Consider the following 26,550-nt stretch of genomic DNA (forward strand, 5'->3'; position numbering starts at 1 on the left):
AGAACACCCCAGGAATGGTCGGGGCGGGCCGGGGGAGCGGGCGCCGGCTAGCGCGGACGGGGGAGTCGCGTCAGGCCGGCGCGGTGCTGTCGCCGCCGACGACCCGACCCTCGATCGCGCGTGCGGCCAGCGCGATCGCGACCAGCAGCACCATCGCGCCGGCCCACAGCGCGGCGCCCTGGCCGAAGCTCCACTCCTTCGCCGCCGAGATCGCGATCGCGTTGTTCGTCGCGTGCAGCAGGATCGGGGCGTAGAGCGAGCCGGTCGCCTGGTAGAGCAGGCAGAGGACGGCGCCGAACGCGGCCAGGATCGGCAGGAACCCGGCGTCGGTGCCGCCGGCGTGGAGCCCGCCGAAGAGGATCCCGTCGATCAGCGCCGCGGTCCCGATCGCCACGCCCATCGGCATCCACCGCGCCAGCCCGTCGCGAAGGCCGGGGAAGACCACGCCGCGCATCAGCACCTCCTCGCCGATCGGGGCGAGGACCGTGGTGCAGAGCCCGATCAGGATCGCGGCCAGCGGGCTGATGTCGACGCCCAGGTCCTTCGGCAGGTCGTCCTGCTTGTCGCCGACGCCGAGCAGCTCGGCCAGGCCGTTCGAGAGCAGCAGGTAGACGACGAACGCCGCGACCACGATCGCCAGCGCCGTCCAGATCCGCGCCGGCACCCGCAGGCCGAGGCTGCTGCGCCGCACCCGCACGCCGACGATCGTCAGGAAGGCCACCGGCGCGCCGACGAAGATCACGTTCTGGATCACCAGCGAGAGGACCTTGCCGGCGACCTCGGCGGTGTCCGAGCCGTCGCCGATCGCGGCCGCCGGAACGCTGGCGAAGAGCGTCACGCCGAGGGTGACGACCAGCGCGAGGAATCCCTCCATCAGCCCCCAGGAGCTGCGCCGCGGCGGAGCGCTGGACCGGTTCGCGGACGCGTTCATCGTCGGCGCAACGGTACTGGCGGAGGGGGTTCTGCGTCCCCGTGGCTAGGCGACGAACGTCCACCGCGCGGTCAGGGCCGCGGTCCCGGCCAGCAGCGCCGCGCCGAGCAGGGCCAGCCCCCAGCGCCGCCAGCGGGGGCCGCGCGCCAGCCACCAGCCGGCCCACATCGCCAGCGGGAACAGCACCCCGACGAACCGCGGCAGCGACATCAGCGGCTGGCTCTCGCCCAGCGCCGGCGTGCTCAGCGGCAGCAGCAGCGCGCAGCCGGCGTAGGCCGCGTAGGCCGGCGGCAGTCGTCGGGCCGCCCCGATCAGCGCCGCCACCGCCACCGCCAGCGTCGCCAGCAGGCCGACGTTCATCCAGGCGGTCGAGGTCGGTCCCTGGGCCGCCACCCAGCCGAGCAGCTGCGCGACCCCGTCGGCGCCGGCGCGGACCCCCTCGGCAACGCCGACCAGCGGCCCGGCGCTCTCCCGGCCCCACTCGCCCTGGACCGCGAACGGCTGGTCCCAGGGGTGCCCGCCGAGCGCCAGCCCGACCAGGAAGGCGACCGTGCCGAGCGGGACCGCGGCCGCGGCCAGCAGCGCCGGTCGCGGCGACCAGCCGCCGCGGTCGCCGTCGGCGGCGGCCCGTCGCGCCCGCCACCAGCGCTCGCCCGCGGTCGCCAGCAGCGCCACCACCAGCACCACGCCGGCGCTGCGGGTCAGCGCCGCCAGCAGCCCGAGGACCCCGGCCAGCGCCCAGCGGTCCTGGCGCGCGGCCAGCACGCAGGCGGCCGACAGCAGCAGGAACAGCCCCTCGCTGTAGACCGCGCTCAGCCACAGCGACCCGGGGAAGAGCAGCAGCGCCCAGACCGCCGCGCCGGCCGCCGGCGCGCCCAGCTCGCGGGCGGTCAGGCGGTGGACGAGCATCGCGCCGCCGAACGCACAGGCGCCGGAGACAAGCAGCCCGGCCAGCAGCGGCGAGCCGAGGACCGTCCCGACCAGCCGCACCAGCAGCGGGTAGAGCGGGAAGAACGCGGTCCGCGGCGCGTAGTCGGTCGGGTAGCCGACGTCGGCCACGTCCAGCAGCCAGACGCTGTCCCAGCGGGCCAGCGGCGCGATCAGCACGCTCAGGTCGTGGCCCAGCTCGGCGGTCCGGCCGAGCGGGTCGAAGGTCGTCGCGGTGGCCACCCCGTCGCGGCTGGTCGTCCCCCAGAGCGAGACCGCGCCGGCCCCGGAGAGCAGCACGATCAGGCGGCTGACGAGGTACGCGGGCAGCACCGCCAGCGCCGTCCGGGCCCAGGTCGCGTCGGCGGTCGCGGCGGCCGTCCGGACCCGCGGCGGACGGAGCCTGGCCGGGGCGTCGAGCGACTGGTCGCGAGCGGCCATCCGGCTCCATGGTGGCGGACTCGCGCGCTCCGTGCGACCGGTCCTCCGCCGGTCGCCGGGCCGCGCACGCCGCCGTGCAGCGGGAAGGAACGGCGTCCGCGGCCCGGTACCCTGTGGCGCAACGCGTTCGCCGCGGGGTCGTCCAGATCGGGTCGGCCGGGAGCGGACCGTTCCTCCCCCGCCGATGTCCCACGCAGCCCGCAAGCGCCGTCAGCGCCGTGCCAAGGGAGGCGCCACGCGCGTCCTCCTCGTCCTCCTCGTGACGATCGCCGTCGGCGTCGTGATCGGCGGTGCCGGCGCGGTCGGCTACGTCGCCAGCATCGCCGACGACGTCGACCTCGACCGCCTGCGCCCGGCCAACCCGGGCGGCAACTCGGTGGTCTTCGCGGCCGACGGGACGAAGCTCGGCTACATCGACGGTCCGGTGCTGCGGACGCCGGTCCGCTCGCGCGACATGTCGCCGCTGGTCCGCCAGGCGACCGTCGCCGTCGAGGATCGGCGCTTCTACCAGCACGGTGGCGTCGACGTCGAGGGCATCTTCCGCGCCGCGCTCCGCAACTTCACCGAGCGGGAGACGAAGGAGGGCGCGTCGACCCTCGAGATGCAGCTGATCCGGAACCTCTACACGGGCGACAAGGACGACAGCTACAAGCGCAAGATCCGCGAGGCGAAGCTGGCCGACCAGCTGGAGAAGCGCCACCCGGGCCGCGAGGGCAAGGAGTGGGTCCTCACGACTTACCTCAACAGCGTCCCCTACGGCAACGCGCCGAACGGCCAGAACATCATCGGCGTCCAGGCCGCGGCCCGCGTCTACTTCAACAAGTCGGCCAAGGACCTGACGCTCGCCCAGGCCGCGCTGATCGCCGGCCTGCCGCAGGCGCCGTCGCAGTACAACCCCTTCCGCAACCCGAAGGCGGCGCTGGTCCGCCGCAACGACGTGCTGCGGCGGATGGCGGAGCAGGGCTACGTCACCGGGACGACGGCGGCCGAGGCCCAGGACGCGCCGCTGGGGCTGCGCAACGGCGACTTCTACACCCGTCGCCGCGAGCAGTTCGTCATGGACTACGTCCGGCAGGAGCTGATCGAGAAGTACGGTCGCAAGCGGGTCCGCGAGGGCGGCCTGAAGATCTACACCACGATCGACCTGAAGAAGCAGCAGCAGGCCCGCGCCGCGCTGCAGAAGAACTTCATCCCCGGCGGCCCGGCCAGCGCGATCGTCTCGATCCGACCCGAGAGCGGCGACGTGACGACGATGGCCTCGACGGCCCAGTACTCGGACACGAAGTACAACCTCGTCACCCAGGGCAAGCGCCAGCCCGGCTCGACCTTCAAGACGATGGTCCTGATGGCCGCGCTGCGGGCTGGGATCGACCCCGACTCGACCGTCTACACCTCGCGCAGCGGCGAGGAGCTGCTGCCCGGCTGGTCGCCGAAGACCTACAGCGGCAAGAGCGGCGGCTCGATGAGCATCACGAAGGCGACGCTGGCCTCGGACAACTCGGTCTACGCCCAGCTCGACCTCGACGTTGGCCCGGAGAACGTCACCAAGGCGGCGCGGCTGATGGGGATCACCTCGAAGCTGATCAGCGCCCCGGCCGAGGGCCTCGGCGGCCTGACCGACGGCGTCAGCCCGCTCGAGGTCGCCCGCGCCTACTCGACGATCGCCAACGGCGGCAAGCGGATCGTGCCGCGGATCGTCACCAAGGTCGTGCTCCAGGACGGCACCGTCCGCCGGCCGCAGAAGGTCAAGGCCGTGCGGACCTTCTCCGCCGGCGTCGCCAGCAAGGCGAACGAGATCCTGGAGAAGAACGTCCAGGGCGGCACCGGCAAGAGCGCCGCGCTGCCGAACTGCCCGGTGGCCGGCAAGACCGGCACCACCGACAACGAGGCCGACGCCTGGTTCGCCGGCTTCACCCGCGACATGACCACCGTCGCCTGGGTCGGCTACCCGCTCTCGCGCAACCCGACCGGCGAGCAGGGCGGCGGACGCCCCGCGCGCACCTGGCACGACTTCATGATCGCCGCCAAGGGCAGCAGCTGCGGCCCGTTCCGCAAGGCGCCGTTCTCCGGCACCCGCGGCACCGGCGCCCACGCCGGCAGCCGCGGCGACGAGAAGACCGGCCCCGACGGCCAGCCGCTCGACGGCGCGACCGGGGCCGACGGCGCGGCGACGCCGGACGGTGGCGGAACCGCGGTCGACCCGGCCACGCCGGGTCGCTGAGCGGTCGCGCCACGCGCCGCGGCGCGAACGGCACGGCGCCAGGAACGGCGCCGCCCAGCAGGACCGGATCCTGGGCCACGGTACTGTTCATGAGCGCCTCGACCCGTCCGTCGATCGTCGACGGGGGTGTCCTGCGCCCAACTCCCGATGTCCCACGCAGCCCGCAAGCGCCGTCAGCGTCGCGCGAGGGGAGGCGCCGCCCGCGTCCTCCTGATCGTGATCGCGACGTTCGTGGTCGGGATGGCGGTCGCCGGCGCGGGCGCCGTCGCCTACGTCGCCAGCGTCGCCAACGGGGTCGACCTCGACGAGCTGCGGCCGAAGAACCCGGGCGCGACGTCGGTCGTCTACGCGGCCGACGGCCAGCGGCTCGGCTTCATCTCGGGACCGACGCTGCGGACGCCGGTCCGCCAGCGCGACATCGCCGACAACGTCCGCGAGGCGACCGTCGCCGTCGAGGATCGTCGCTTCTTCGAGCACGGTGGCGTCGACGTCGAGGGCGTCTTCCGGGCCGCGCTGCGGAACTTCGCCGAGCGGGAGACGAAGGAGGGCGCGTCGACCCTCGAGATGCAGCTGATCCGCAACCTCTACACCGGCGACCGCGACGACAGCTACAAGCGCAAGATCCGCGAGGCGAAGCTGGCCGACCAGCTGGAGAAGCGCCACCCCGGCCGCTCGGGCAAGGAGTGGGTGCTGACCACCTACCTCAACACCGCCCCCTACGGCAACGCGCCCAACGGCCAGAACATCAACGGCGTCCAGGCCGCCGCCCGGGTCTACTTCAACACCACCGCCAAGCGGCTGACCCTGGCCCAGGCCGCGATGATCGCCGGCCTGCCGCAGGCGCCGTCTGCCTACAACCCGTACCGGGCCCCGCAGGCCGCGCTCGACCGGCGCAACGACGTGCTGCGGCGGATGGCCGACCAGGGCTACATCACCGACGCCGAGGCGGCCGAGGCCCAGGGCGAGGACCTGGGGATCACCAAGGGCGGCTACTACGCCAAGCGCCGCGAGCAGTTCTTCCTCAACTACGTCCGCGCGAAGCTGATCAAGTTCTACGGCGAGAAGACGGTCGCCGAGGGCGGGCTGAAGGTCTACACGACGATCGACCTCAAGAAGCAGGCCCTGGCCCGCAAGGCGATCGCCGCCCACCTGAACCCCGCGGCGGGCGACCCGTCGTCGGCGGTGGTGACGATCGACCCGCGGACCGGCGACATCCAGGCCGCGGCCTCGTCGGCCGTCTTCGGCCAGAACCAGTATGACCTGGCCACCCAGGGCCGCCGGCAGCCGGGCTCGACCTTCAAGACGATCGTGCTTGCCGAGGCGCTCAACCAGGGCTTCAGCCCCAGCACCACCTACAGCGCCCCGGCGACCTTCCCGATCCCGCCGCAGTGGGGGACGGGCGTGGTGCGGAACTTCGCCGGCGAGAGCGGCGGCGGCAACATGGACCTCGTCACCGCGACGCTGAAGTCGGTCAACACCGTCTTCTTCCAGCTCGACCTCGACGTCGGGCCGAAGAACGTGACGAAGATGGCCCGCAAGGTCGGGATCACGTCGAAGCTGATCAGCGTGCCGTCGGAGGCGCTGGGCGCGGCCAGCGTCAGCCCGCTGGAGATGGCGCGGGCCTACGCGACCTTCGCCAACGGCGGCCGGCGCGTGAACCCGCGGGCGATCACGAAGGTCGTGCGGCCGGGCGGCAAGGTCGACCATCCACAGCCGGTCAAGCTGGTGCGCACCGTCAGCAAGCCGGTGGCCAGCGAGGTCACCCGGATCCTCCAGAAGGACATCCAGAGCGGCACCGCCTCGAGCGCCAACTTCGGCTGCCCGGCGGCGGCGAAGACGGGGACCACCGACGGGCCCTCCGACGTCTGGCTGGTGGGCTACACCCCGCGGATGTCGACCGCGGTCTGGGTCGGCTACCCCGCCAGCCGCAAGACGATCTACTCCACCTCCAGCGCCGGCGGCAACATCCAAGGCGCCACCGTCCCGGGGCCGATCTGGCACGACTACATGGCGGCCGCCCACGGCAAGTTCTGCGGCGAGTTCCAGGGCCTCGTGCCCTTCAGCGGCGTCCGCACCAGCTCCGGCAGCCCGGCGGGGACGGACCCCTACGGCGACGGCAGCGGCAGCGGGGACGGCCAGACCTACCCCGACGGCTACGGGTACGACTACGGCGAGGGCAACCGCGCCGATCCGGGCAGCGGGGCGAGCGGTGACAACGGGACCGGCGACGGGACCTCGACGACCCCGCGCGGTGGTGATCGTGGCGGGGGAGGCGGTGGTCGCGACGGCCGCCGCTACCCGCGCGAGCTGTACGAGTCGCCGCCTCAGGCTCCGCCGCGGTAGGTCGACACCGTGACGGGCGGACGCCGCGATCCCCGGTCACGACGGGCGATCCGCTTTCCTACCCGCAGGACGTCGAACCCCCGTTCGGTGCTACCGTCAAGGGGTATGGCCAAAGAGGACAAGGTCGAGTTCGAGGGCGAGGTCGTTGAGGCGCTGCCCAACGCCATGTTCAAGGTGCAGCTCGACAACGGTCACGAAGTCCTCGGTCACGTCGCCGGCAAGATGCGCCGCTTCCGGATCCGCATCCTCCCGGGCGACCGGGTCCGCGTAGAGGTCTCCCCGTACGACCTCAGCCGCGCGCGGATCGTGTACCGCCACCGCTAGGACGCGGGCGGCGCGAGGCGCGCGTCGACCGGCGCATCTCGCATCCGCCCGCTGCGGCGCCTGGCGTCCGTGGACGCTTTGGATCTCGCCACCGGGTTCGCTCGGCAGTACTGCGTACGGCTCTCGCTCCCCGGCGGCGACCTCCTCGGTCCACGAACACCAGGCATCCACGTCCGGCATCCGGCGAACTGGCGTCAAACGACCCCTGCCCCCGCGTAGTGGCGTCATCTCACCCCGGTAGGCGGGGCGGATTGACGCCAGTTCGGAAGGGGAGGGGCGGATTGACACCGGTTCGGCCCCGTCCGCCGCGCGCGCCCGCCGCCCGCCGACCGGCGCCCTGCCGCCCGCCCGACCGACCCCACCTCCCATCCGCCGCCCCCGCCATCCTCTGCCTGTGGCGGAACGCGACCTGATCTCCCGGATCCTCGCCGGGCTGCGGGCGCCGGACGAGCGGCTGGTGGTCGGGCCCGGGGACGACGCCGCCGTGGTCCGGGCCGGGGCGCTGGCCGTCACCAGCATCGACACCACCGTCCTCGGCGTTCACCTGCCCGCCGACGATCCCCACGTCACCCCCGACGTGGTCGGCCACCGGGCGCTGGCGACCGCGCTCTCCGACCTGGCCGCGATGGGCGTCGCCGCCGGCGAGGCCTACGTCGCCCTCACCCTCCCCGCCGACTGGGACGACGGCCACGTCATCAGCCTCGTCGGCGCCATGGAACGCCTGGCCGCCGCCACCGGCACCACGATCGCCGGCGGCGACGTCACCGCCGGCTCGACCCTCGTCGTCACCGTCACCGTGGTCGGCTGGGCCGCCGACGAGGACGCCCTCCTGCTCCGCTCCGGCGCCCGACCCGGCGATCGCGTCGGCGTCACCGGGCCGCTCGGGGGCAGCGCCGCCGGCCTCGCCCTGCTCACCGACCCCCGCGCCCGTCGCGCCGCCCTCGCCCCCAACGTCCGCGCCGCGCTGCTCGACCGCTACCTGCGCCCGCACCCGCGGCTCGACCTCGGCGAGCGGCTGCGGCGGCTCGGCGCCCGCGCCGCGATCGACCTCTCCGACGGCGTCGCCACCGACGCCGGCCACGTCGGCCGCGCCTCCGACGCCGTGCTCCGGATCGCCGTCGACCGGCTCCCGCGCCAGCCGGGGGTCGACGCCGTCGCCGCCGCCGTCGAGCGCGACCCGGCCGAGCTGGCCGCCGCCGGCGGCGAGGACTTCGAGCTGCTGGTCGCCGCCCCGCCCGCCCGCGCCGACGCGCTCGCCCGCGCCGGCGTCACCTGGATCGGCGAGGTCACCGCGGCGGCCGCCGGCGACTCGCCCGGCGTCGTCCTCGAACGCGACGGCGCGCCCGTCGCCTGGACCGGCTTCGAGCACCGCGCCTGAGCGGCCAGCGGCGCCCGGTCCTAGGCCGTGTCGCCCGCCCGCCGGACCGTGCCGCGCTCGAGCTTCGCGAACACGATCAGCCGCCGCGCCGCACTGAACGGCGGGTCGCACGCCGACAGGATCAGCTGGTCGTACGACCGCCGCCGCAGCACCCAGACGCTGTCCGGGGTCACGCTCCGCAGCCGCAGCACCCGGTACCGGAAGCGCCCGTACGGCAGCTCGACGTCGATCGGATCGCCGCGCCGCAGCCGGTCGATCTTGCGGAACGGCGCCCCGTAGGTCGTCCGGTGGCCGGCGATCGCGGCCGTCCCCGGCGCCCCCGGCAGCGGCTGCGAGGGATAGAACCCCGGCCCCTTCGTCAGGTCGTCGTGGTCGGTCCCGAAGACCACCACCTTGTTGACCCCGATCTTGCGGATCCGGATCCGCCCCGCCGCCTCGCCGCGCCGCAGCTCCCGCTTGTAGCGCCGGGCCAGGAACGCCAGCTGGGCCCGGTCGCCGTCGATCTCCGCCAGCGCCCGCCGCTGGACCGGCGACGCCGTCGGCAGCGGCGCCCGATCGAGCTGGTTGGCCAGGTCGTCCTGGCGCAGCTTGGCGATCAGCGCCGTCACCGGCTCCTGCCACAGCAGCGTCGCGCCGACGTCGGCGAGCACGATCGTGCCCGCGATCAGCAGCACCGCCGACAGCCCCCGCAGCAGCTCCCGGATCACCCCGGACGAGCGTCGGGCTGGGCCGTCGCCGCGCCGGTGGTAGCGCTGCCGCCGCCGGTCGACCCGCAGCCGTCCGCGCCCCGGCCATCCGCTTCGGCTCACGTCGTCCCCTCCGCGTAGGCGTCGGCCATGTCCTCACGGGCCTCTCGCGACGCCCGCCGCCGCGCACCGCGGTCGGGCGGGGGACGCCGCTCGCGGTCCGCCGGCCGCCGGTTGCGTCGCGGTCGCGGACCGAAGGTGGCGACCGTCGCGATCAGCGCCCCGACCAGCAGGCTCATCAGCAGCAGCCCGACCGGCGTGATCTGGCCGCCGGCGATCATCAGCACCAGCCACCACGGGACCTGCGTCCACGGCACGTCGAGGCTGGCGGTGACCGTCAGGCCCGCCGCCAGCGGCAGCACCAGTCCGCCGAACACCAGCAGCAGCCGGTGGATCGGCTCGATCGGCAGCGGCGCGATCGCCGCCGGCCAGGCCAGCAGCGCCGGCAGCACCAGCAGCGCCGCGATCGGATCGACCACCACCAGCGCCAGCACCACCAGCATCAGGGTCGCGAAGACCCCGGCGGCGACCGTCACCCGCGTCGGCCGGCCGAGCCCGGTCGCGTCGCGCGTCAGCGTCGGCCGGGCGACGACGACCGTCGCCACCAGGATCGCGGCCAGCAGCGCGACCACGAACCCGGCCCCGGGCCCCGTCCGCACCGCCGCCCCCGCGTAGGGAGCCGGCACCGATGGCCACACCAGTCCGATCCGCCCGAGCCCGATCGCCAGCAGCCCCGCCACCAGCGGCCCGACGGCGCAGCCCGCCGTCCACGCCGCGCCCGCCGCCAGCGGGTGGCCGTCGCGCCCGAGCGTCAGGCCGACGATCGCCGCCCCCACCAGCAGCGGCGCCAGCAGCGCCAGCAGCAGCAGCCGCAGCGCCCACACCGGCAGCTCCTGGCCGACCAGCACGATCCCCGACTGCTGCGCGCCGATGCTGCCGCCGCGGTCGTCGAGCGCGTAGAGCGTCCGCAGCGCGGCCCGGCCGTAGGCGGTCAGCCGCGCCTGGTCGACCTGCGCGTCGGCCCGTGGCGGGGTCGCGCCGCCGGCCGACAGCAGCACCGCCGGGACCCCGGCCTGGTTGATCTCGCCCTGCTCGCCGACCGTCGCCGGCAGGCCCCGCCGGACCACCTGGGTCCAGAGACCGGTCTCGGCCCGCGCGTGCAGTCCCTCCTCGCGCAGCGCCTCGACCACGGTCCGCTCCAGCCGCACCGGGGCCGCCGGGCCGCCGTTCGACCACGGCACCACCGAGGGTGCCTGGTCCGGCCGCCCGGCCAGGTCGCCGAGCACCAGCACCGCCGCGGTCCGGCCGCCGAGCGTGCGGGCCAGCTGGGTGGCCCCGGCGAGCCCGCCGCCCGACGCGCCCGAGGTCGAGACGAAGCGGACGGTGTGGCGGAAGCGCCCGTTGCCCGCGGCCCGCGCCAGCCCGATCAGGCCGGCGGTCCCGGACAGCTCGGCCTTCGCGCCCCGCTCGAGCGCGTCGCGGTGGGCGACGACGACGATCTCGGGACCCGGCTGGCCGGGCAGCGTGGCGGAGACGTTCTCCAGCTCCCGCTCGCCGTCGGGCGTGTCGGCGCGGAAGCGGTCCGCCGCCATCGAGGCCGCCGGCAGCGCCCGCCGCAGCTCCTCCCGGACCCGCGCGGTCAGCGCCTGGTCGCCCGGCGAACCGGCCCGGCGGTCGGGGTAGCGGGTGGCCAGCTCGTCGAGCGTCCGGACGGCGGCGGGGCCGTCGAAGGCGTCCGCCGTGAGGTCGGCGCGCAGCGGGTCGGGCAGCTGCTGCAGCGAGAACGCCGCGATCAGGACCGCCAGCAGCACGGCGCCGATGCCGACCCGGAGAGGCACGGTCTCGCAGCGTACCGGCGGCACGACGGGCGGGCGGACGCCGTGAACGGCGAAGTACGCTGTTTTCCCGCCATGGACGCTCCCGCCCGCATCCTCGTGGTCGACGACGAGGAGTCGATCCGCACGCTGCTCGCGTTCCCGCTGCGGCGCGACGGCCACGACGTGGTCGCGGTCGGGACCGGTACCGAGGCGCTCGAGCAGTTCGACCGCGTCCGTCCCGACCTGGTCCTGCTCGACGTGATGCTGCCGGGGATGGACGGGGTCGAGGTCTGCCGCCGGCTGCGCGAGAAGAGCCCGGTGCCGATCATCATGCTCTCCGCCCGCGGCGAGGAGAGCGACCGGATCGCCGGGCTCGAGAACGGCGCCGACGACTACGTCACCAAGCCGTTCTCCGTCCGCGAGCTGCGCAGTCGCGTGCGGGCGGCGCTGCGCCGCGCGGCGCTGCCCGCCGCCGTCACCGGCGCCGCGCCGCCGATCGAGATCGGCGACCTGCGCGTCGACCCCGACCGTCGCCGGGTCGAGGTCCGCGGGCAGGAGGTCGAGCTGACCCATCTGGAGTTCGAGCTGCTGGTGACGATGGCCCGCGCGCCCGGGCGCGTCTTCACCCGCGACATGCTGCTGGAGCGGGCCTGGGGCGGCGCGGCCTACCGCGAGCGGCGGACCGTCGACGTCCATGTCCTGCACCTGCGCGAGAAGATCGAGCGCAACCCGAAGGCGCCGGAGTACGTGATCACGGTCCGCGGCCTCGGCTACCGCTTCCGTGATGCTTGACCATGCGCTGGTCGCTGCGCGTTCGCCTGACGCTGGCCTTCGTCGGCGTCGCCCTGGTGGCGGTCGCGGCGGTCGCGCTGCAGGTGCTGCCGACGCTCGAGGGCTCGATGGCGCAGCAGCGGGTGCGCTCGCTGGTGGGGGAGAGCGAGCGGGTCGCGCGGGACGTGGCCGCCGCCGCCCGGGCGCCGACCCGACGGCCGCACGGGGCCCCGCGGGTCGCCGCGCCGACCGCGCGCGAGATCGTCGAGACCGCCGGGGCCCGCACCGGCGGATCGGTCTCGCTGCTGGCCCGCGCCCAGGACGGGCGCACGTTCGTGCTCCAGACGACCAAGGGGACGGCCGCCCCGGACGAGGCGGCGACCCGGCTCGCGGGGCGCACGCTGGCCGACGGGCGGCTGCGGTTCGTCTCGAGCGACGGCGCGCGGCCGGTCGCGCGGGTGGTGGTCCCGGTCGACGCGCTGCTCGACCGGCCGGGCTTCGAGGTGCTGCTGGTCAGCGAGAAGCTCGACGACGTCCACGCCACGGTCAGCCTGGTGCGGCGACGGGTGATCTTCGGCGCGGTGCTGGCGATCCTGGTCGCGCTGGCCGCCGGGGCGCTGGTCGCGGTCGGCGTCTCGACCCGGCTGCGGCGGCTGGAGCGGGGCTCGCGCGAGGTCGCCGCCGGCCGCTTCACCACCAGCTTCGACACCAGCTCGCGCGACGAGCTGGGGCACCTGGCGCGCTCGCTCGACACGATGCGGCAGCAGCTGGCCGAGCTCGACGGCAGTCGCAAGCGCTTCATCGCGACCGCCTCGCACGAGCTGCGGACCCCGCTCTCCTCGCTCTCCGGCTTCGTCGAGCTGCTGCGCGACGAGGAGCTGGACGAGCAGACCCGGCGCAGCTTCCTCGACCAGCTGGCGAAGCAGACCCAGCGGCTGGCGCGGCTGGCCGACGACCTGCTCGACCTGTCGCGGATCGAGAGCGGCGGGCTGGAGTTGCGGCCCGAGACCGTCGACCTGCACCAGCTGGCGGAGACGGTCGCGGCCGAGTTCCGGCCGGTGGTCGAGCGCGACGGTCGCGCGCTGCAGGTCCGGCTGGTCGGGACGCCGGTGCTGCAACACTGCGATCCGGCCAGGGTGGAGCAGATCATCCGGATTCTCGTGGACAATGCGCTGAAGCACTCCGATCCGGGCGCCGCGGTGGAGATCCGCGTCGCGCGGAGCGGGGGCGTCTCCCGGATCGCGGTCAGCGACCGCGGGCCGGGCGTCGCGCCCGAGGACCTGCCGCACCTGTTCGAGCCCTTCCACGGCACCGGCGACGGTTCCGGGGCCGGGTTGGGGCTGGCGATCGCCCGCGAGCTCGCGCACCGGATGCGCGGGGAGCTCGAGGTCGACAGCCAGCCCCACCGCACGACGTTCACCCTGGAGCTTCCCGCATGACCTCGATCCGCCCGCGCCTCGCCGGCCTGCTGCTCGTTCCCGTCGCCGCCCTCGCGCTAGCGGCCTGCGGCGGCGACGACGGAGGCGACGGCAACGGCACGGCGGCGGCCACCTCGACCCGGGTCGAGGTCGTGCGCGAGGTCGCGGCCGACCGCGGCAGCGCCGGCCGGCCGGGGGTCAACATCGACCCGCAGCAGATCTTCTCCCGCTTCGGGCGCGGCGTGGTGACCGTCCTGACCAAGGGCAGCGGCAGCGGGCCGCTCGACGCCCGCGGCGGCCTCGGCTCCGGGTTCGTGATCTCCGGCGACGGCCTGATCGTCACCAACGCCCACGTGGTCACCAGCGGCGAGGGCGACAAGCTGCGCGAGGCCGACGAGGTCTACGTCCGCTTCGCCGACCGCAACCAGGTGCGGGCGAAGGTGCTCGGCTTCGACCCCTTCAACGACGTCGCGCTGCTGCGGATCGACCCGGCCGGCCTGTCGCTGGTGCCGCTCCAGTTCACCGATCCGAAGGACGCGCACGTCGGCCAGCCGGTGGTCGCGATCGGGTCGCCGTTCGGCGAGGAGCAGTCGCTGTCGATCGGCGTCGTCTCCGCCCTCGACCGCTCGATCCAGTCGCTGACCGGCTTCGAGACCGTCGACGCGATCCAGACCGACGCGGCGATCAACCGCGGCAACTCGGGCGGCCCGCTGCTCGACGCCCGCGGCCGCGTGCTCGGGATCAACTCGCAGATCGAGACCACCTCGGGCGACGGCAGCGGCGTCGGCTTCGCGATCTCGGCCGAGACGGTCCGTCGCTCGGTCCGCCAGCTGCGCGACGGCGGCAAGGTCGCCTACCCCTACCTGGGCGTCTCGACCGTCGAGGTCTACCCGCAGCTGGGCAAGCGCTTCGGGCTCGGCGTCGACCACGGCGCCTGGGTCCAGGAGGTCCCCGCCGACGGCCCCGGCAAGGAGGCCGGGATCGCCGGTCCCGACGGCGGGCCGAAGTCGTTCCAGGTCGGCGAGTACCGCGCCGGCGGCGACGTGATCGTGGGGATCGACGACCAGGAGGTCCGGACCTCGACCGACCTGGCCGAGGTCGCCCTCCGCTTCCGGCCCGGCCAGCGCGTCACCGTCCACGTGATCCGCGCCGGCAAGCCGCGCGACATCGAGCTGAAGCTCGGCACGCGGCCGATGACGCTGCCGCGGCGGTAGGCGGGGACCCCGGTCGGGGGTCCCGTCCACCGGTCGTTGACGAACGGGAGGGAGGCGAGCGATACGCTCGGGGCGATGGCCGAGCCCGCTCAGCAGCCCCTGGTCCTCGTCTCCAACCGCGGGCCGGTGACCTTCGACGTCGACGGCTCGATCAGCCGCGGCACCGGCGGCCTGGTCACCGCCCTCACCGGCCTGGCCTCGCACCGCCGCGCGACCTGGATCGCCAGCGCGATGGGCCGCGGCGACGCCGATCGCGCGCGGGCGGCGGGCGGCGGCGCCTTCACCGTCGACTCGCCGTCGGGCGGCTCCTACGACGTCCGGCTGGTGGTCTCCGACGACGTCGCCTACGAGCGCTTCTACAGCATCATCGCCAACCCGATGCTGTGGTTCATCCAGCATTACCTGTGGGACCAGTCGAACGCGCCGGACATCCGCTCGCACGAGGTCGAGGCCTACGAGTACGGCTACAAGCTGGTCAACCAGGACCTGGCCGACGCGGTGGTCGAGGAGATCGACGGCGCCGACCAGCCGGTGGTGATGGTCCACGACTACCACCTGTACCTGGTGCCGCAGATGGTCCGCGAACGGCGGCCGGACGCGTTCCTCCACCACTTCGTGCACATCCCGTGGTCGCAGTCCGACAGCTGGCGGGTGCTGCCGACGAAGATCCGCGAGGAGCTGTACCGCGGGATCCTGGCCAACGACATCGTCGGCTTCCACACCCGCAGCTACCGGCGCAACTTCCTGCAGTGCTGCGAGGACCTGCTCGACCTCGACGTCGACCACGAGCAGGGGGTCGTGCGGATCGACGACCGCGAGGTCTGGGTCCGCGCCTATCCGCTGCCGATCGACGCCAAGGCCACCCGCGAGGTCTCGCGGCGGGCGCGGGTGCGCGAGTTCGAGCAGGAGCTGCTGCACCGCCGGCGCGACTTCCTGATCCTGCGCGTCGACCGCGCCGACCTGTCGAAGAACGTGCTCCGCGGGTTCACCGCCTTCGACCTGTTCCTGGAGCAGCACCCGGAGTTCCGCGAGCGGGTCACGTTCATGGCCCAGCTGATGCCGTCCCGCACCGACGTGCCCGAGTACCGCGAGTACCTGGAGCGGATCGAGGCGCTGGTGGCGGTCGTCAACCACCGCCACGGGACGCCGGACTGGATGCCGATCCAGCTGAAGCTGCGCGACGACGTCGAGGAGGCGATGGCCGCCTACCGCCACTACGACGTCCACATCGTCAACGCGATGTTCGACGGCATGAACCTGGTGGCGAAGGAGGGGCCGATCGTCAACGAGCGCGACGGCGTCTCGATCCTCTCCGAGAACACCGGCGCCCACGAGGAGCTGGGCGAGTTCGCGCTGACGGTCAACCCCTTCGACGTCCAGGCGCTGGCCAACGCGATCCACCGCGCGCTGACGATGAGCGGCGAGGAGCGCGAGCACCGGGCCGAGGGCCTGCGCGACATCATCACCCTCCGCAACCCGGGCGACTGGATCGACGAGCAGCTGGCCGACGTCCGCCGCAAGGCGGCCGGGGCCGGGGCCGGCGAGGGTTCGCCGACCGCCGCCGACCAGGCGCGGTAGGGCCCGCCGCGGGGCGGGACCGGGGGCCGGGCTGGGGTCGCGGACGGCGGTCACGGCTGGCCGAACTCGGCGGGGGCGTCGCCGCCGCGGCGGGTCGGGGCGGGCGCGGACGGGGTCGCGGAGGGGCGCGCGGTAGCCGCCGTGGGCGTGGCCCTGGCCGTCGGCGGGGTCGCGGGCGCGGTCCGGCGGGGCGGGGCGATCGGCGGCGCGGGACGGGCGGCGGTGGCGCGGCGCCGGACCGGCGCGCGCGGCGTTCGCGGAGGCAGCCGCTTCCCGGGACGAACGCGGTGCGGGGGAGGGGAACGGCGCGGAACGTCGCGGCCGCGGTGCGGGTGGCTGCGACCGCGGGGCCGCGGCCGAGGGTTCTCGGGCGTGGACGTCGGCGTGGGCGCGGTCGCGGTGGCGGGGGCGCGGGGCGTCGCCGCCGGGTCGGCGGGCGGCGACGGGTCGGCCAGCGGCTGCGGCCGGCCGCTCGGGACCGCGGGCGGGGCGCTGCCGAGGCGGGGCCAGAGCGCGACCAGGACCACGGCCAGGCCGGCGGCAACGATCGCGATCGGGGTGGTCCAGGGGCCGGACGGCCACCACGCGGGCAGCGCGGGCCGACGGGTCGGTGCGGATGTCATGCTGAAGAGACCCGCCAGCCCCCGGAAGTACGCCCCCCCAATTTCGCGGGCAGAGGCGGCCGACCTCCGGGACCGGACCTCTGGTAGCCTCGCTCGTCGCTTCCTGCAAGCGCTGACTCCTATGGCCGCTCCCGCTCCTTCTTACGATCTCGTCCTTCTCCTTCACGCCTCGGCGGAGGAGGAGACCCGGCAGAAGCTGGCCGTGGACCTCGACAAGCTGATCCAGGCCCAGGGCACCGTGCTCGAGGGCCGCGAGTGGGGCGTCCGCCAGCTCGCGTACCCGATCGGCGACGAGACGAAGGCCGAGTACCGCGTCTTCCGCTTCCAGGGCCCGGTCGAGCTGCTCAACGAGCTGGACCGTCAGCTGAAGATCAACGACACGGTCCTGCGCCACCGGATCATCAAGCTCCAGCGCAACCCGGTCGACCTGCCCGATCTCGCCGAGATCGACGCCGCGGCCGCCGCCGCCTGAGCAGCCCCGCTCCTCCGTCCCGCCGGTCTCGGCGGAACACCGCTCGTGCCGCCCACCGGGCGGCACGTCCCGTTTCCGGGGCCTTTTCGCGGCGGCGCGGGCGTCGTCCGGGGCGCCTGGCATCCTGCCTCTCCGGCGGAACGGAGACCGCGTGTTCCGGCTCCGCACGACCTTCGTGCCGACTTCGTGGAGCGTGCGCTCCGGGGGCCCCGCGGCCGCTACGCTCGGCCAACGCAATCGAGAAAGAGGACCCCATGCCGATCAATCGCGTCACGATCGTCGGGAACCTGACCCGGGATCCCGAGCTCCGCGGACTCCCGTCCGGCGGCTCGGTCTGCAGTCTGCGCGTGGCCGTCAACGGTCGCCGGCGCGACCAGGCGGGCCAGTGGGTCGACGAGCCCAACTTCTTCAACGTCACCATCTTCGGCAACTCGGCCGACAACGCCGCCCGCTTCCTGAGCAAGGGCCGGCAGGTGGCCGTCGACGGTCGTCTGCGCTGGCGCGAGTGGCAGGACCAGCAGGGCAACAAGCGCGAGTCGATCGAGATCGTCGCCCAGGAGGTCCAGTTCATCGGCGGCCGCGAGGGCGGTCCCGGCGGTGGCGGCCAGGGCGGCGGCTGGAGCGGTCAGCAGGGCGGCGGGTCCGCGCCGGCCGACGACTGGGGCCCCGCGCCGTCGGCGGCGCCGGCCGCGCCGTCCGGCGGCTTCGACGGCCCCGGCAACGGCTACCCGGTCGACCAGGGCGACTTCGGCGGCCCGCCCGCGGCGCCGGCCCCGCCGCAGCAGAACTGGGGCAACGCGCCCCAGCAGCCGGCCCCGCCGAGCGGCCCGGCCCCGGCCGGCGGCGGTGGGGGCAACAGCGCCCCGCCGGCGGAGGATGACATCCCCTTCTAGGGGCGGCACGAGGCGCACGTATACCAGCGCATCTCGCCACCGGGTTCGCTCGGCAGTACCGGCGTACAGCTCTCGCTTTCCCGGCGGCGACCTGCTTGGTCTACGTGCCCCTCGCATCCGCCCCGGGGGGCGGCACGAGGCGCAGGTCTGCCGGCGCATCTCGCCCCCGGGTTCGCTCGGCAGGACAGGCGTCCGGCTCTCGCGTTGCAGGCCCCGACCTTGCTCGGTCCGCGAACGCCGGCATCCATCCCTGGGCGGCAGGGAGGCCCGCTTCCGTCCGGTCGACGTGTCATCGCAACGCGTTGGACCGGGCGGACGTGCCATCCTTCCCTGTCCGGCCGTGCGGCGCGCACGATGCTGCGCCCGGTTCCACCTCGACTTCTGTGACCTATGCCTGAGGCGATTCTTCTGCAGGACGTTCCCCAGCTCGGTGCCAAGGGCGCCGTCGTGGACGTCTCCAAGGGGTACCTGCGCAACTACCTGCTGCCGCGCAAGCTCGCCGCTCCGGCCACGAAGTCGGCGATCGCGGACGCCGCCCGTCAGGCCGAGGCGCAGTCGCGTCAGCGGGCCGAGGCCGTCGCCCAGGCGCGCGAGCTGGCCGATCAGCTGACGAACACCGTCCTCACCATCTCGCACCAGACGGGCGAGGACGGCCGGCTCTTCGGCTCGGTCACCAACCAGGACATCGCCGACGCGATCCAGGAGGCCCGCGGGGTCGAGATCGACCGTCGCCGCGTCCGCCTGGCGGAGCCGATCCGCGCCACCGGCACCTACGTCGTCGACGTCGAGCTGGCCGAGGGCGTCATCGCCAACGTCAAGACCATGGTCGTGACGGAGCGGTAGCCCGCTCTCCTCTGGCCACCCGCGGGTGGCCCTGCACCGACGGCGTCGCACCTGCGGCGCCGTTCGTCGTTCCGGGGCCCTCCCGCCCCACCGATCTCCGCAGCGTGCGGGATCAGCACCCCGGCGACGGCCGGCTCCAGCGGGCCTGCTGCTAGGTTCGGGCGGCCGCTCGTCGGCGCCGCCCGCAGGGCCTCCTGCATGCGGTCCTGCCCGGCTCGAGGGTCTTCCCAGCCCCGCCGCCCCAACGCCCCCGCCCGTGTCCTACGACGACGACCACGCCTACCCCGCCGACGACGGCTACGTCCCGCCCCCGGAGGGCGAGTACGACCCCGCCGGCCCGGCCGCCCACGTCCCCCCGCACGACCTCCACGCCGAGCAGGCGGTGCTCGGGGCGCTGATGCTCTCCGAGCAGGCGCGCTACGCGGTCACGATCGACGACGGGCTGCGGGCCGACGACTTCTACGCCCCCCAGCACCAGGCGACCTTCGAGGCGATCCGCCAGCTCTACGCCGACAGCCAGCCGGTCGACTCGATCACCGTCGTCGAGCAGCTGCGGCGCAGCGGCACCCTCGACCAGGCCGGCGGCCGCGAGGCGGTCTGGCAGCTGACGACGACCGTCACCGAGGTCGCCGCGCTGCCGAAGCACTCGCAGATCGTCCGCGAGCTGGGCAAGCTGCGGCGGCTGCTCCAGGCCACCTACGAGATCCAGGCCGACGTCCTCAAGGCCCAGGAGGACCCGGCCCAGATCGTCGAGCAGGCCCAGGGCAAGGTCTTCGAGGTCTCGCAGACCGACGCCTCGACGGGCCTGCGCGCCGTCCGCGACTTCATCGACGACGAGGTCCGGCGGCTGGAGGAGCTGGAGAAGGACGGCCGCGACATCACCGGCCTCGCGACCGGCTACCGCGACCTCGACATCGCCACCGCCGGCCTCCAGCCCGGCGCGATGATCGTGCTCGCCGCCCGTCCCGCGATGGGCAAGAGCGCCCTGGTCACCAACCTGGCCGAGAACGTCGCGCTTCAGAACGGCGGCGCCGTCGCCCTCTTCTCGCTCGAGATGCCGGAGCGCGAGCTGCTCCAGCGCGTGATCGCCTCGCAGGCGGCGATCAAGGGCGACGACGTCCGCAAGGGCCGGATCGGCGACCGCTGGCCGGACGTGCTCGAGGTGGCCGACAAGCTCGCCCAGTCGCCGCTCTACGTCGATGACAGCTCCGACATCGGGATCATGGAGATCCGCGCCAAGGCCCGGCGGCTGGCGGCCAGCCACCCCGGCGGCGTCTCGCTGGTGATCGTCGACTACCTGCAGCTGATGCGGGCCGACGGCCGCGCCGAGAGCCGCGTCCAGCAGGTCGGCGAGATGTCCCGCGGGCTGAAGATCCTGGCCCAGGAGCTGAGCTGCCCGGTGATCGCCCTCTCGCAGCTGTCGCGCGCGGTCGAGAGCCGGCCCGACAAGCGGCCGATGCTGAGCGACCTTCGAGAATCGGGCAACATCGAGCAGGACGCCGACCTCGTGATGTTCCTCTACCGCGACGAGTACTACAACGAGGAGACGGCCGAGCCCGGCGTGGCCGAGCTGATCATCGCCAAGAACCGCTCCGGCCGGCTCGCCACCGTCCGGCTGCTGTTCCAGAACGAGTACCCGCGGTTCCTGACGATGGCCCAGCGGCCCGACGACGGCGGACCGCCCGCGCACTTCTCCGGGGGCCCGCCGGTCGGCGCCGCCGCGGGCCCGCCGGGTGGCGGACCGCCCCTGCCCGGCGGGGGACCGCCGCTGCCGAGGACGTAGCCCGTGCGCTGCCCCTACGACATCTGCGACGGCTCCGGCTGGATCGTCGACGACCGCGCCCGCACCGCCACCGAGTGCCGCTGCATGCCCGAGCAGCGCGCCCGCCGCGTCGCCGGCAGCCTGCGGGCCCGGATCGGCAAGAAGTACCGCGACGTCGCCTTCGACCGGCCACCGGTGTCGTCGATGGACCGGACCGTGATCGGGATCGTCCGAGAGTACGTGGCCGACCTGCCGGCGCGGCTCGGCCGCGGCGAGGGCCTGTGGCTGACCGGCGGCACCGGCAACGGCAAGACCACGCTCGCGACCCTGATCTCGAAGCACGCGATCGAGGCCGGGCATACCGTCGCGATCTACTCGCTGCCGCGGCTGCTGTCGGAGATCCGCCGCACCTACGACGCCGACGGCGGCCCGCGCACGCTCGAGCTGCTCGACGCGCTGACCCGGGTCGACCTGCTCCAGATCGACGACGTCGGCGCCGAGCAGTCGACGCCGTGGGTGCTGGAGCAGCTCTACTCGATCGTCAACGCGCGCTACGAGGAGGAGAAGGCGGTCACGATCACCACCAACCTCGACCCGATGGCGCTGCGCGACCAGGTCGGGGAGCGGACCGTCTCGCGGCTGGAGGAGATGTGCCGGGTGGTGGCGATCCCGGACGAGGTCGACCACCGGCAGGCGATGCCCGGCCCGCGGCTCGGCGTCGCCGGCCACGCCGTCCCCAGCAGCCCGCCCGACGGCGGCCTTGGCCCCGCGCCGCCCTTCCCCGGTCACCTGGACCACGACCACGAGCCGCCGCCGCGGCCGGCGGTCCCGCCCACCTGGGGGCTCGATCCGGCCGGCGCCCACCGGCCCGTCCGCCGCGGTCGCGACGACCGCTAGCACCCCGCCGACCGTCCAGGCGGCCGGCGACGGCTCGGCGGCGAGCGGTACCGCACCGATACCCTCCGTCCGAAATGCCAGGCATCGTGATCGTTGGCGCCCAGTGGGGCGACGAGGGCAAGGGCAAGCTGGTCGACCTGCTGGCGGAGCGCTCCGACGTCGTCGTCCGCTTCCAGGGCGGCAACAACGCCGGCCACACGATCGTCCACGGCGAGGTCAAGTACGCCTTCCACCTGGTGCCGTCGGGGATCCTCTACCCCGGCACCACCTGCGTGATCGGCAACGGCGTCGTCGTCGACCCCGAGGTGCTGCTGCGTGAGCTGGCGCAGCTGTCGACCCAGGGCGTCGACGCCAGCGGGCTGCGGATCAGCCCCAACGCGCACGTGATCATGCCGTACCACAAGCTGCTCGACGTGGCCGGCGAGACGCGGCTGGGCAAGAACCAGATCGGCACCACCAAGCGCGGCATCGGCCCCTGCTACGCCGACAAGGCGCTGCGGCTGGGGATCCGGATCCAGGACCTGCTCGACGAGACGATCCTGAAGAAGAAGATCGTCGCCGCCCTCCACCCGAAGGAGCGCTCGCTGCGCCCCTGGGCGAAGGACCCGCAGCTCGACCTGCAGGCGATGACCGACACCTACCTGAGCTACGGCCACAAGCTGGAGCGGCACGTCGCCGACACCGCGGCGCTGGTCTGGGACGCGCTCGACGGCGGCGGCAACGTGCTCTTCGAGGGCGCCCAGGCGGCGCTGCTCGACATCGACCACGGCACCTACCCCTTCGTCACCTCGTCGAACCCGGTCGCCGGCGCCGCCGCGGTCGGCTCGGGCGCCGGTCCCCGCGACCTCGACGAGATCTGGGGCGTCGTGAAGGCGTACTGCACCCGGGTCGGGGCCGGGCCGTTCCCGACCGAGCTGGAGGGCCCGCTGGCCGACCAGCTGCGCGAGGTCGGCGCCGAGCGCGGCACCACCACCGGCCGCGACCGCCGGATCGGCTGGCTCGACCTGGTCGCGCTGCGCTACGCGGCCCGGCTCTGCACGCTCGACCAGCTCTGCATCACCAAGCTCGACGTGCTGACGGGGCAGGAGACGATCAAGGTCGCCACCCGCTACCGCAGCGCCGACGGCGCGGTCCTGGAGCGGTTCCCGTACCACCAGACCGTCCTCCACCACGCCGAGCCCGAGTACGACGAGCTGCCGGGCTGGGAGGAGGACATCTCCAAGGTCTCGCGTTACGAGGACCTGCCGCAGGCGGCCCGCGAGTACCTGGAGTACATCGAGGCCCAGGCCGGCGTCCCGATCGGCATGATCGGCGTCGGCCCCGCCCAGCACCAGGTGATCTGGACGGCCGCCGGCCGGGCGACGAAGGCCGCCGCGGCCGCGCTCTAGCCCTCTCGGCCGAGCGCGCGTCGTTTGGTACCTCAGCGGTAACGAACGGCGCGCGGCCGGCTCAATCCCGGGTCCAGATCGTCCGCGTGTCGAGCGGGAAGTCGTGCAGCGCGCGGCGCTCCGGGTCGCGCAGCGGCCACAGGTAGTCGGCGAAGATCAGCAGCGGGCCGAGCAGCGGGATCATCGCCACGGCGGCGATCCCGATGCCCTTCAGCAGCACCTCGCGGGTGGTGGCGAACCACAGCTCGATCGGCTGCTGGTCGGCGCGGATCAGGCGGGTGTGGGCCATCCGGCGGCCGATCGTCAGGCCGTTGGTGCGGGTCAGCATCGGGACGACGTAGAGCATCGTCGCCAGCAGGGTCGCCGCCAGCCCGACGCCGACGTCGTTCCAGATCGTCTCCAGGCCGACCGCGTCGCGACGGTCCTCGCCGATCACCATCACGTTGTCGCCGGTCAGGGCCTCGGCCAGGTAGCCGATCCCGAGCGCCAGCACGCCGGTGATCACCGAGTCGATCAGGGCCGCCAGCACCCGCGCCCGCCACGGCGCCAGCAGCGCCCCGCCCGGCCCGACCGGGTGCAGCGGACGACCGGCCGGCGTGCTCGGCGGACCGGCGGGATCGTCGACCGGGTCGCGTTCGGTCGCGTCCGCGGGCCGCTCCTCCGGCGGCTCGACCGTTCCCGCCGGCGGCGCGCCCGGCTCGTCGCGCTCGCTCATGCGGACACCACCCGCAGGTGCGGCTCGGCGGCCGGCGTCGCCGCGGCGACCGTCTCCAGCACCACCTGCTCGCCGCGGCGCAGCACGCGCGAGGCCACCAGCAGCGTCGACAGCATCGCGATCGAGGCCAACGTCACCTGCACGCTCACCGCGCCCTCCTCGGTCCAGTACACGTCGTCGAGCTTCAGCAGCAGCGCCGACTCGTCCAGCGTCAGCGCCACCCCGGCCCCGAACGGCACCGCCAGCCAGCGGTCCGCGCCCGGCGAGCGGGCGACGATCGAGGCGCCGCCCGCCAGGAACGCCATCGCGATCCCCGGCACGAAGTGGTGGACGTGGGTGTCGCTGACGACCACGTCGCGCAGGGGCCCGAACCGCCCGCGGCGGCGGATCATCGTCGTCGACAGCCGGGTCACCAGCCAGGTGCCGGTGAACGACAGCAGCAGGTTCAGCAGCGCGTTCTCGCGCTCCGAGCCCTCGCGGTAGCCGGCGACCGCCACCTGGACCGTCTCGCCGACCGCCTCGGCCCCGGCGTCCAGCACCCGGTCCGCCTCGGAGGGCAACGGCGCCGACCCGCGGCGCCAGACCCGCGCCACCTCGAGCGCGATCGCGCCGGCGCCGGTGAACGCGGCCGCCGCGGCCAGCGTGCGGGTGCGGCGCTCGGCCGCCGTCCGCCGCCGGACCGCCGCCGGCGACTCGATCGCGCCCGGCAGCCGGGCCACCCGCCGCCCGGCGCGCAGCAGCGCGCGGCGACGCCGACCCCCGCGCGGGCGCAGGACCGGGACGAGGGGGGAGACGGCCACGGCGCGAGGGTATCCCAGCGGGAGCCCCGGCGAGTGGCGACGCGCCCGTTCGCTCAGCGGTCGAGCAGGTCCTCGTCGACGACCGCGCCGGCCGCGCGCGCCGGCACGCCCATCACCCGGGTCCGCGGCGGGACGTCGCGGGTGACGACCGCCCCGGCCGCCACGAACGCGTCGGCGCCGACCTCGACCCCCGGCACCAGCACCACCCGGCCGCCGACCCGGGCCCCGCGGCGGACGGTCGCGCCGCGCAGCTCGATCCCCGCCGGGTCGGGCGTGCCGTCGGCGGCCCGCGGCGCCCGGCCCATCCGGTCGTCGTTCGTCGTCACCACCCCGGGACCGAGGAAGACGTCGTCCTCGATCACGCTGCGGGCGGTCACGTAGACGTCGGTCTGGATGCTGACCCGGTCGCCGATCACCACGTCGCAGTCGACGGTGCTGCCGCGGCCGACGATCGCGTCGGCGCCGATCGTGGCCCGCTCGCGCACGAACGACTGGTCGCCGAGGATCGTCCGCGGCCCGACCGCCGCGCCGGCGAAGACCACCGCCCCGGCCCCGACGCTGGCCCCGGCCGCGAGCCGCAGCGGCCGCAGCGCCGGTCCGCCGGCGGCGGCCGAGCCGGCCCGCAGCCGCGGCGGCTTGCCGAGCACCGCGTGGTCGCCGACCACGACCTCGTCCTCGACCACCGTGCCCGGGTGGACGACGACGTGGCTGCCGAGCACCACGCCCGCTCCCAGCGTCACGTCGTGATGGACGACCGCGTGGACCCCGACGATCGTGCGCGCGCCGACCGTGGTCCCGCGGTCGATCACCGCGTAGGGCGCGATCCGGGCGCCGTCGCCGATCCGGGCCTCGGCGCCGATCAGCGCGCCGGCGCCGGCCGTCGCGGTCGGCTCGGTGATCGCCTGGGGGTGGATCGTGGCGCGGGCGCCGCCGGACTTCGCCATGGCCCGGGAGCGTAGCCCGTGACGGCGCCGTGAACGATCCGTGAGAAGGGCGTGAGAGCCGCTGTCGCCCGGGCCCGGCGGCCCCTAGGTTGTGCTCGTCCCGTTCCGCCCGTCCCCCCCCGGAGGCGCAGCCCGATGTCCCGTCGTTCCCGTCCCGCCGCCCGCGCGGCCCTCGCCGCCGCCGCCCTGGCCGTGGTCGTCCCCCTGGCCGGGGCGGCGCCGGCCGGGGCCGTCACCGACCTGCGGCTGCCCTTCGCCTGCGGCACCGTGATGCTCGGCAAGGTCTACAGCGGGCACCGGCCGGCCAACGCGATCGACTTCAACGGGCCGGGCGGGGGCGACAGCGACCTCGGCACCCCGATCGTGGCCTCGGGCCCGGGCCGGGTGACGATCTCGAAGTACTACACGTCGAACGGCTACGGCAACGCGATCGAGATCACCCACTCCGGCGTCCGCAGCTTCTACGCCCACCTGCGCGACCGCAAGGTGAAGGTCAACCAGCGGGTCAAGCGAGGCCAGCTGATCGGCCACCTCGGCCGCAGCAGCGCCAAGTACGAGCACGAGTCGTGGTGGAGCGCCCACCTGCACTACGAGCAGCGCTCGGCCGGCGGCTCGGTGATCAAGGCCCGCTTCAACGGCAAGCTGGCCGCCGAGTACAGCCACTTCGGCCAGTCGGTCCGGCACCGCAGCGGCAACTGCGCCAAGGCCCCGGCACCGGCGCCCACGCCGACGCCGACGCCCACCCCGACCCCGACTCCCACCCCGACGCCGACCCCGCAGCCGCAGGTCGGGGTCCCGCTGCCGGCGATCGCCCACCGCCGCGCGGCGACGGTCCGGACCGACAACGGACTGCGCGTGATCGCCCGCGCCGGCGCCTCGACCAACGCCGCGCTCGTCCGCCGCTTCGCCTCCGGCGCCACGGTCCGGATCGTCTGCCAGAAGCGCGGTCAGCAGGTGAGCGGCAAGTTCGGCACCTCGCGGCTGTGGGACCTGGTCGACCTCGGCAACGGCCGCGGCGCCTACCTGACCGACACCTACGTCTACACCGGCAGCGACGGCCGGGTGGCGCCGAACTGCCCGTAGCCCCCGCCGCGGGGAGGGAGC

General features: G+C 74.6%; 22 protein-coding genes. 15 read left to right on the forward strand and 7 right to left on the reverse strand.

Going from position 1 to position 26,550, the window contains the following annotated elements:
- Positions 1-70 precede the first annotated feature (70 nt).
- Both SH587_RS08595 and SH587_RS08600 read right to left on the reverse strand, forming a co-directional pair.
- Positions 71-874 (reverse strand): CPBP family intramembrane glutamic endopeptidase, encoded by an 804-nt coding sequence (locus tag SH587_RS08595; RefSeq protein ID WP_320670178.1) that lies wholly within the window; start codon positions 872-874, stop codon positions 71-73.
- Positions 875-976: 102 nt separating this feature from the next.
- Complete coding sequence (locus tag SH587_RS08600; protein WP_320670179.1) at positions 977-2,299, reverse strand: mannosyltransferase family protein; 1,323 nt, start codon at positions 2,297-2,299, stop codon at positions 977-979.
- Between the two features lie 259 nt (positions 2,300-2,558).
- Between SH587_RS08600 and SH587_RS08605 the strand changes: the two genes are divergently transcribed.
- The 4 genes from SH587_RS08605 to thiL all read left to right on the forward strand — a co-directional run bounded on the left by SH587_RS08605 (position 2,559) and on the right by thiL (position 8,565).
- Positions 2,559-4,520: a transglycosylase domain-containing protein gene (locus SH587_RS08605; RefSeq protein WP_320670180.1), complete on the forward strand. Its 1,962-nt coding sequence runs from the start codon at positions 2,559-2,561 to the stop codon at positions 4,518-4,520.
- Positions 4,521-4,667: 147 nt separating this feature from the next.
- Entirely contained in the window at positions 4,668-6,863 is a 2,196-nt protein-coding gene (locus SH587_RS08610; protein WP_320670181.1) for a transglycosylase domain-containing protein, read from the forward strand.
- A gap of 105 nt (positions 6,864-6,968) precedes the next feature.
- Positions 6,969-7,187 (forward strand): translation initiation factor IF-1, encoded by a 219-nt coding sequence (gene infA / locus SH587_RS08615; RefSeq protein WP_007577037.1) that lies wholly within the window; start codon positions 6,969-6,971, stop codon positions 7,185-7,187.
- Between the two features lie 394 nt (positions 7,188-7,581).
- The gene (gene thiL / locus SH587_RS08620) at positions 7,582-8,565 is read left to right on the forward strand and encodes a thiamine-phosphate kinase (RefSeq protein WP_320670182.1); all 984 of its coding nucleotides are present in this window, start codon (positions 7,582-7,584) and stop codon (positions 8,563-8,565) included.
- 20 nt (positions 8,566-8,585) lie between these two features.
- Here thiL and SH587_RS08625 read toward each other — a convergent pair whose 3' ends face one another.
- On the reverse strand, positions 8,586-9,374 hold the full coding sequence (locus SH587_RS08625; RefSeq protein ID WP_320670183.1) for a class E sortase: 789 nt from the start codon (positions 9,372-9,374) through the stop codon (positions 8,586-8,588).
- Positions 9,371-11,149 carry a M28 family peptidase gene (locus SH587_RS08630; RefSeq protein ID WP_320670184.1) on the reverse strand — a complete coding sequence of 593 codons (1,779 nt, stop codon included), beginning with the start codon at positions 11,147-11,149 and terminating at the stop codon, positions 9,371-9,373. Before SH587_RS08630 ends, SH587_RS08625 begins: the two co-directional genes overlap by 4 nt.
- A gap of 72 nt (positions 11,150-11,221) precedes the next feature.
- Here SH587_RS08630 and SH587_RS08635 point away from each other — a divergent pair, with 72 nt between their 5' ends.
- The 10 genes from SH587_RS08635 to SH587_RS08680 all read left to right on the forward strand — a co-directional run bounded on the left by SH587_RS08635 (position 11,222) and on the right by SH587_RS08680 (position 22,987).
- Positions 11,222-11,920, forward strand: coding sequence for a response regulator (locus tag SH587_RS08635; RefSeq protein ID WP_320670185.1), 699 nt, complete (start codon positions 11,222-11,224; stop codon positions 11,918-11,920).
- A 2-nt stretch (positions 11,921-11,922) separates the two neighbouring features.
- The gene (locus SH587_RS08640; RefSeq protein ID WP_320670186.1) at positions 11,923-13,338 is read left to right on the forward strand and encodes a sensor histidine kinase; all 1,416 of its coding nucleotides are present in this window, start codon (positions 11,923-11,925) and stop codon (positions 13,336-13,338) included.
- Positions 13,335-14,531, forward strand: a complete 1,197-nt coding sequence (locus tag SH587_RS08645; protein WP_320670187.1) for a S1C family serine protease — start codon at positions 13,335-13,337, stop codon at positions 14,529-14,531. Before SH587_RS08640 ends, SH587_RS08645 begins: the two co-directional genes overlap by 4 nt.
- A gap of 75 nt (positions 14,532-14,606) precedes the next feature.
- Entirely contained in the window at positions 14,607-16,109 is a 1,503-nt protein-coding gene (locus SH587_RS08650; RefSeq protein WP_320670188.1) for an alpha,alpha-trehalose-phosphate synthase (UDP-forming), read from the forward strand.
- Between the two features lie 744 nt (positions 16,110-16,853).
- Positions 16,854-17,204 carry a 30S ribosomal protein S6 gene (gene rpsF / locus SH587_RS08655; protein ID WP_320670189.1) on the forward strand — a complete coding sequence of 117 codons (351 nt, stop codon included), beginning with the start codon at positions 16,854-16,856 and terminating at the stop codon, positions 17,202-17,204.
- 254 nt (positions 17,205-17,458) lie between these two features.
- The gene (locus tag SH587_RS08660; RefSeq protein ID WP_320670190.1) at positions 17,459-18,097 is read left to right on the forward strand and encodes a single-stranded DNA-binding protein; all 639 of its coding nucleotides are present in this window, start codon (positions 17,459-17,461) and stop codon (positions 18,095-18,097) included.
- 390 nt (positions 18,098-18,487) lie between these two features.
- Positions 18,488-18,940: a 50S ribosomal protein L9 gene (gene rplI / locus SH587_RS08665; RefSeq protein WP_320670191.1), complete on the forward strand. Its 453-nt coding sequence runs from the start codon at positions 18,488-18,490 to the stop codon at positions 18,938-18,940.
- A 256-nt stretch (positions 18,941-19,196) separates the two neighbouring features.
- Positions 19,197-20,723 carry a replicative DNA helicase gene (dnaB, locus tag SH587_RS08670; protein ID WP_320670192.1) on the forward strand — a complete coding sequence of 509 codons (1,527 nt, stop codon included), beginning with the start codon at positions 19,197-19,199 and terminating at the stop codon, positions 20,721-20,723.
- A 3-nt stretch (positions 20,724-20,726) separates the two neighbouring features.
- Positions 20,727-21,599, forward strand: coding sequence for an ATP-binding protein (locus tag SH587_RS08675; protein ID WP_320670193.1), 873 nt, complete (start codon positions 20,727-20,729; stop codon positions 21,597-21,599).
- A gap of 74 nt (positions 21,600-21,673) precedes the next feature.
- Positions 21,674-22,987 carry an adenylosuccinate synthase gene (locus SH587_RS08680; RefSeq protein WP_320670194.1) on the forward strand — a complete coding sequence of 438 codons (1,314 nt, stop codon included), beginning with the start codon at positions 21,674-21,676 and terminating at the stop codon, positions 22,985-22,987.
- 61 nt (positions 22,988-23,048) lie between these two features.
- On the opposite strand, the gene SH587_RS08685 is transcribed toward SH587_RS08680, so the two are convergent.
- The 3 genes from SH587_RS08685 to SH587_RS08695 are packed head-to-tail and all read right to left on the reverse strand — an operon-like array spanning position 23,049 to position 25,446.
- Positions 23,049-23,702 carry an RDD family protein gene (locus SH587_RS08685; RefSeq protein WP_320670195.1) on the reverse strand — a complete coding sequence of 218 codons (654 nt, stop codon included), beginning with the start codon at positions 23,700-23,702 and terminating at the stop codon, positions 23,049-23,051.
- Positions 23,699-24,502 carry a hypothetical protein gene (locus SH587_RS08690; protein ID WP_320670196.1) on the reverse strand — a complete coding sequence of 268 codons (804 nt, stop codon included), beginning with the start codon at positions 24,500-24,502 and terminating at the stop codon, positions 23,699-23,701. Before SH587_RS08690 ends, SH587_RS08685 begins: the two co-directional genes overlap by 4 nt.
- A gap of 53 nt (positions 24,503-24,555) precedes the next feature.
- Positions 24,556-25,446, reverse strand: coding sequence for an N-acetyltransferase (locus SH587_RS08695; RefSeq protein WP_320670197.1), 891 nt, complete (start codon positions 25,444-25,446; stop codon positions 24,556-24,558).
- 135 nt (positions 25,447-25,581) lie between these two features.
- Here SH587_RS08695 and SH587_RS08700 point away from each other — a divergent pair, with 135 nt between their 5' ends.
- Entirely contained in the window at positions 25,582-26,529 is a 948-nt protein-coding gene (locus tag SH587_RS08700; protein ID WP_320670198.1) for a peptidoglycan DD-metalloendopeptidase family protein, read from the forward strand.
- Positions 26,530-26,550: the final 21 nt, after the last annotated feature.

This window comes from Patulibacter defluvii (assembly GCF_034096925.1).
In the GTDB taxonomy this organism is placed as follows: domain Bacteria; phylum Actinomycetota; class Thermoleophilia; order Solirubrobacterales; family Solirubrobacteraceae; genus Patulibacter; species Patulibacter defluvii.